This window comes from uncultured Campylobacter sp. (assembly GCF_938030785.1).
GTDB lineage: Bacteria > Campylobacterota > Campylobacteria > Campylobacterales > Campylobacteraceae > Campylobacter_B.
The window spans coordinates 1-5,123 of the sequence record NZ_CALHIK010000042.1; the positions used below are offsets into that span (position 1 = coordinate 1).

Here is a 5,123-nt window from a genome sequence, read left to right on the forward strand (position 1 = left end):
TCCTATATTTGAAGAAGAATACAATAAAATAAAAAAAGAATCTGAAGAATATATTGCTTATTTAGAAAGTAGAAAAGGTGAAATGGTTGCCTATGTACCATCAACAAGTAGAGTAGCTCCTCGTAGTGCATATTACACAGGAACTTCTAATAAAGGCGGAACAAGAGAAGATGCAAAAAAAGATGCTGAAAAAATAAAAGAAGCAGTAAAAAAATCAAAATAGTACTTGGGTTATTAGGAGCTATTACAAATTAACTAATTTGTAATAGCTCTTTTTTATTAAAATTAATATCCGCGCCTTGCTCGCCATCATAAACTGCTCGGCGCATAGATACTCATCGGCATCTACGGCAAAAGGCGAGCTCTGCCACTGCCCGAGGCAGGATTCGTCCGCGGCCGCATCCGGCTTGTAGAAAAATAGAAATTCGTGCGCTTCGGAAGAATTTATTAGCGAGGTTTTGTCGTATTTCGCGCTCCGTCGCGCTGAAATTTCATACAAACCGCCACTGCGTGTATGTTTTGTGTAAAATTTAAGAGGAAATTTTATAAAATTTAAATCCAAATTTTAGGAGCACTTATGGGATACTTTTATTTGGGCATTGCGATAGTTTTGGAGCTGGTGGGAACCAACTGTATGAAGCTCTCGGACGGATTTAGCAAGCTAAATTATTCGCTCGCTACGCTGGCGGCATACGGCGCCTGCTTTTATTTTTTGGCACTCGCGCTAAAAACGGTAAAGCTTAGCGTCGCCTACGCCACGTGGGGTGGGCTTGGCATAGTGTTGGCATCGCTACTTTCGGTGTTTTACTTCCACGAAAAACTCTCTGCGCCCGCGATCTGCGGCATAGCGCTCATCGTGATAGGCACGGCGATGTGTAATTTCTTCGGCGCAGGCCACTAAGGCCGCGCGCCTTTGCGAGCTAGCAATGCGTTTAAATTTGGGCGAGGAATAGGGTGTAAAAGCGGATCGAATGACGCAGTGGCTAAATTTTAAGCCGCCTAATCTCGCAAAAATTTCTTATCGATCAGATCGTAGTTTTTATACAGCCTACGCAGCTCGTCTCGCAACTCCATCAGCGCAAAGCCGAGCAGATTTTGCTCACGCCCTTTCCTTAAATTTTATTTTGAAGCATAGCTTGAAATTTGCCCAAATTTAACCTGCGAGTTGAAATTTAGGCAAAATGCGGCTAAGCTAGCAAAGCCCGCCCGACTAAATTAGCCGCAAATTTAGTCGCAGAAGCGCTCGTCTGTGCGGTATTTCTTACGCTCAGCGATGTAATCGGCTCTGTTTTTTGGATCGGCGAAATACTGCTTTTGCTTCTGCTGATCGGCTTTGAGCTTTTCTATTACTTCCTTTAAAGCCGCCTTGCGGTCGCTAGCCATGGATGGGAATTTATCCGAAAATATCGCCTTGTATGGATGATCCTTTACCCAATCGACCGCCTTTTCGACTATGATCTGTTGCTTGTCGATGTCGCAGAATGCGTAGGGGTTGATCACGTCGCCCGCAAGGTGCATGAAAGCGGAATTTGCCTCGACCGTCTCCATAAACATCGCGCCGCTGACGTCGATTACCGAAGCGAAGGAGATGAAGCGGTATTTGCCCGCGTAGAACCAAAATACGGCGTCGTCCTTAAGCCCCAGATCATAAGCGCGCGCAGCGACGGTCATCAGCGTAGTCGGAGCGACCATGTCCGGAGCGTCCTCGATGATTTTGATCGCTTTTTTTAGGCTCGGCACGTCGTTTTTCATCAACAGATCGTCGATCGGCTCGTAAACGTGCACGTATTCAGGTTTACCCTCCTTAGCCGAATAAAACGGCGAAACATAGATGTCGATCGAAGTGATTTTTTCCACCTTATCCTCGCCACCCTCGCCTTGGGCGCTCAAAGTCGCAGCCGCCGCCGCACAGAGCAGCAGTGAGCGAAATTTTTTCATAACCTCTCCTTTGGTTAAATTTTATGAATTCTCTTCGTAATTATACCTTGAAATTTAAGAGCGCGAGCTTGATTTTTAACGAATATATTTTTGCGGAATTTTAATTTTTGCAGCGGCTCTATTTTCTTTTTATTCGGCTTTACCGCGATGCTTTACGCGGCTAAATTTAAGCGCCGTTAGCTGCTAAATTTACATTTCAATTTAGCTCGCTCACGCAAATTTTATAAATTTTGGCGCCTTTTGAAAGAGCTAAATATTCGCCGTTCCCGTACGAGCCGTAGCCCTCATTTTTGTTATTTTTCGAGCCGTCTGCGCCGAGAAAATTTAGGCTGATTTTTCTGTCAAATTCTAGCGTTTCGCCTTTAAATTTAAACAAAAACAGCTCATCTTTGTCGTTATCAGCCAGGCAAAACAGCACGCTTCGCTCATCCAGCGCGAAGTCGCGGCTCGCAAAAATATAATCGCTCTTTGAAAATTCTAGCTCGCACGTTTCAATAGCCGCGGAGCCCGGTTTGTAAGAACTGATTTTCGGAGTATACGCCGTGGCTTGCCCGTCCTTGATACACACGAAATCAAAGCTACTGCAATAGTGCGCGTAGCACGCGCCGCCAAATAGATTTATCGCGTAGCAGTCGTGAATCCGGCTGAGGTCAAATCCATAGAGCTTTTCGCCCGCCTCGTTCCAAACGGCGAGTTCACACTCGTCTCCGCCGAAGTTGCCGAAGAGCCCGTCGCCAAAATATGAAACGTAGAGTCGCCCGCCCTGCGCTATGATCTTTGCTATGCCGTCGCCCACGCAAATTTTGCCTGTCCGGGCGCCCAGCTCATCGATAAATTTTAAATTTTCCTCGCCGCGTTTTAGCTTCTCATCGTAGCGCGAGCGAGCGTTTAGCAGCGCCCAACGGTTTGGAAAATCCACGGGCGCGGCGAAGTGGTAGCCGTTTTCGTCCGCGCCGGTTTTTATCTCGCGCAGCCGCCCATTTTGCATAAATTTTATGACGTATTCGCCCGCATCCTCGCATAGAAAATATATCTCGCCGTGCTCGGTGATACCGATGCTGACGAGCTCTCGCGCCTCTTTTGGCGTTAGTTCGTAGCAAGGGGTTAAATTTAACCGCGATTCTTTGATTTTAACGGACTTTGACATTTTGATTTTTTAAATTTTACCGCTAAAGCCCGTTTTCGCCGCGTCGCGGTAGAAATCGATCTGATCTTTTTTGATGATACGGATGTAGTCGGTGCTGCCGGGATGCCCGCTTTGAAAGCCCGCCGTCATCACGTAGGTGCCGTTCTCTTCGATGAGCCCGCGCTGCAGAGCCTCGCTTATGATACGTGCGAGCAGCGAGTTGATGCTCGTTTTTTCACTGACCATCGCGGGATTTACGCCCCACACGAGACTTAGCGCGTGCGCGGTCTGCTCGTCGTGTGCGATTGCGATGATGTCGATTTTTGCGCGGTTGCGTGCCAGTTTGATCGCCGAGCGTCCCGAGCCCGTGATCGAAAGTATCGCGCCCGCGCCCAGTCTTGCGGCAAGCGCTGCGGTGCTTGAGGTGATCATATCGGTCTCGTCGTAGAAATCGTAATCGTTAAATTTATCGTAAGGATAGATCTTTTCGGTCTCGCGGATCGTCTCGCTCATCGCGGCGACCACGGCTGCGGGGTTTTTGCCGATGGCGCTTTCCTCGCTTAGCATCACCGCGTCGGTGCCGTCGAGCACGGCGTTTGCGACGTCGCTGATCTCGGCTCTGGTGGCGCGCTCGTGCTCGGTCATGCTAAGCATCATCTGCGTGGCGGTGATGACGGGCTTTGAGCGGGCGTTGGCAAGAGCTATGATGTGCTTTTGGATGCGCGGGATCTCATAAAACGGCATCTCGATGCCCAGATCTCCGCGCGCGACCATTATGCCGTCGCTTGCCTCGATGATCTTTTCAATATTTTCGACTGCGTCGAATTTCTCGATCTTGGCGTAAATTTTAGCCTTTGAGCCCAGAGAGTTTAAAATTTCGCGCACGCGCAGGATGTCGTTTTGCGACTGCACGAAGGAGATGCCTACGAAATTTACGCCGTGCGCCGCGCCCCAGCGCAGATCCTCGAGGTCCTTTTGCGTAATAACGTCGATATTTAGGCGGGTATTTGGGAAGTTCACCCCCTTATTCGAGCTTAAAAAGCCGTCGTTTTCGAGCACCGCTCGCACGCCTTGCTCGCTTACCGCGACTACCTTGGCGCGGATCGAGCCGTCGTAGAGGTAGATAAACTCGCCAGCCTTCATCAGCGGCAAAATTTCGGGGTGGTTGATACACAGCTCGTATTCGCCCTCGCCGGTCTTTTTGCCGATGATTTCGCGAGGAAGGAAGGTGATTTTATCGCCTGTTTTTAGTTTAAAATTTTCCTCGAGCTTGCCGACGCGAATCTTTGGGCCGCTGATGTCCTGAAAGACGCCTACGCGCACACCCAAGCTCTTTTCTACGGCGCGGATTTTGTTTAAATTTGCCTCGTGATACTCGTGCGTGCCGTGGCTGAAGTTCATCCTAAAGGCATTGCAGCCCGCCTTTACCATCGCGCTCATCATCTCTTCGCTGTCGCTTGCGGGTCCGATGGTCGCTAAAATTTTGGTTTTTTTTAACATTTTTCTTCCTTAAATTTATTAAATTTAGCGCGGTTTTAAGGGCGTTTCACGCAAAGCCGCCGCATAAGATCGTTCGCCGAAGCGCTGCGTTTGTGTTCGTGCCAAAGCCGGCTGCTTAATTGGGCGCTGCACAAAAGCCGCATAATACGCGCCGCAAAAAGCCGTGCGGTAGCTGCGTCTATCATTGCGCCGTACAAAACGAGCCGTATAGACGGCGCTGTATAAACCGTACCGCGCAAAACTGCGCGATAAACACGTCTCGCAAAGCATACAGAGCAAAACGCGCCGAGCAAATTTTAAAATTTTGCGCTTAAGCTTTACTCTTGTTCGCCGAGCTGCGCGTTAAATTTTGCTTGATCAAAGCTTTTGCCGAGATATTCGCAAGCACTTTTGGCATCTTTTAAGGCGTTGTTTAGGCAGTTTGTGGCGCCCGGGCTCGGCGTCATCGTAAAGCTCGCGCCCGTTCCTTCGTTTAAGCAGGCTTCGCCCAAAAGCAGCTTCTGCTGCGATTTGCAGATGACCTGCGGGCGCACGCCGCCGAAGCCTTTGGCGTAGTAGA

At 49.1% G+C, this 5,123-nt stretch carries 6 protein-coding genes and 1 pseudogene; 2 read left to right on the top strand and 5 right to left on the bottom strand.

Translation table 11 applies throughout. The annotated features are described in order from the left end of the window. Positions 1 to 223: hypothetical protein (locus Q0438_RS02145; RefSeq protein ID WP_299186826.1), on the top strand; the 223-nt coding region annotated here is incomplete at its 5' end. A gap of 21 nt (positions 224 to 244) precedes the next feature. Here the strand turns inward: Q0438_RS02145 and Q0438_RS02150 are convergent. Continuing rightward, positions 245 to 499, bottom strand: a complete 255-nt coding sequence (locus tag Q0438_RS02150) for a hypothetical protein (RefSeq protein WP_299186829.1) — start codon at positions 497 to 499, stop codon at positions 245 to 247. A 78-nt stretch (positions 500 to 577) separates the two neighbouring features. On the opposite strand from Q0438_RS02150, the gene Q0438_RS02155 reads away from it, so the two are divergent. Continuing rightward, the gene (locus tag Q0438_RS02155) at positions 578 to 901 is read left to right on the top strand and encodes a multidrug efflux SMR transporter (RefSeq protein ID WP_299186832.1); all 324 of its coding nucleotides are present in this window, start codon (positions 578 to 580) and stop codon (positions 899 to 901) included. A gap of 326 nt (positions 902 to 1,227) precedes the next feature. Here the strand turns inward: Q0438_RS02155 and Q0438_RS02160 are convergent, their stop codons facing one another. The 4 genes and pseudogenes from Q0438_RS02160 to Q0438_RS02175 all read right to left on the bottom strand — a co-directional run. Then, positions 1,228 to 1,938: a cytochrome-c oxidase gene (locus tag Q0438_RS02160; protein ID WP_299186834.1), complete on the bottom strand. Its 711-nt coding sequence runs from the start codon at positions 1,936 to 1,938 to the stop codon at positions 1,228 to 1,230. 196 nt (positions 1,939 to 2,134) lie between these two features. After that, positions 2,135 to 3,085: a hypothetical protein gene (locus tag Q0438_RS02165; protein WP_299186837.1), complete on the bottom strand. Its 951-nt coding sequence runs from the start codon at positions 3,083 to 3,085 to the stop codon at positions 2,135 to 2,137. Positions 3,086 to 3,094: 9 nt separating this feature from the next. Then, positions 3,095 to 4,564 (bottom strand): pyruvate kinase, encoded by a 1,470-nt coding sequence (gene pyk, locus Q0438_RS02170; RefSeq protein ID WP_299186840.1) that lies wholly within the window; start codon positions 4,562 to 4,564, stop codon positions 3,095 to 3,097. Between the two features lie 317 nt (positions 4,565 to 4,881). Beyond that, positions 4,882 to 5,123 (bottom strand): annotated as a pseudogene (locus Q0438_RS02175) (malate:quinone oxidoreductase); the annotation flags it as partial.

Bases quoted from the DNA above. Each gene is read 5' to 3' on its own strand.
- pyk (WP_299186840.1), bottom strand. From the start codon at position 4,564: ATGTTAAAAAAAACCAAAATTTTAGCGACCATCGGACCCGCAAGCGAC.
- Q0438_RS02165 (WP_299186837.1), bottom strand. From the start codon at position 3,085: ATGTCAAAGTCCGTTAAAATCAAAGAATCGCGGTTAAATTTAACCCCT.
- Q0438_RS02155 (WP_299186832.1), top strand. From the start codon at position 578: ATGGGATACTTTTATTTGGGCATTGCGATAGTTTTGGAGCTGGTGGGA.
- Q0438_RS02160 (WP_299186834.1), bottom strand. From the start codon at position 1,938: ATGAAAAAATTTCGCTCACTGCTGCTCTGTGCGGCGGCGGCTGCGACT.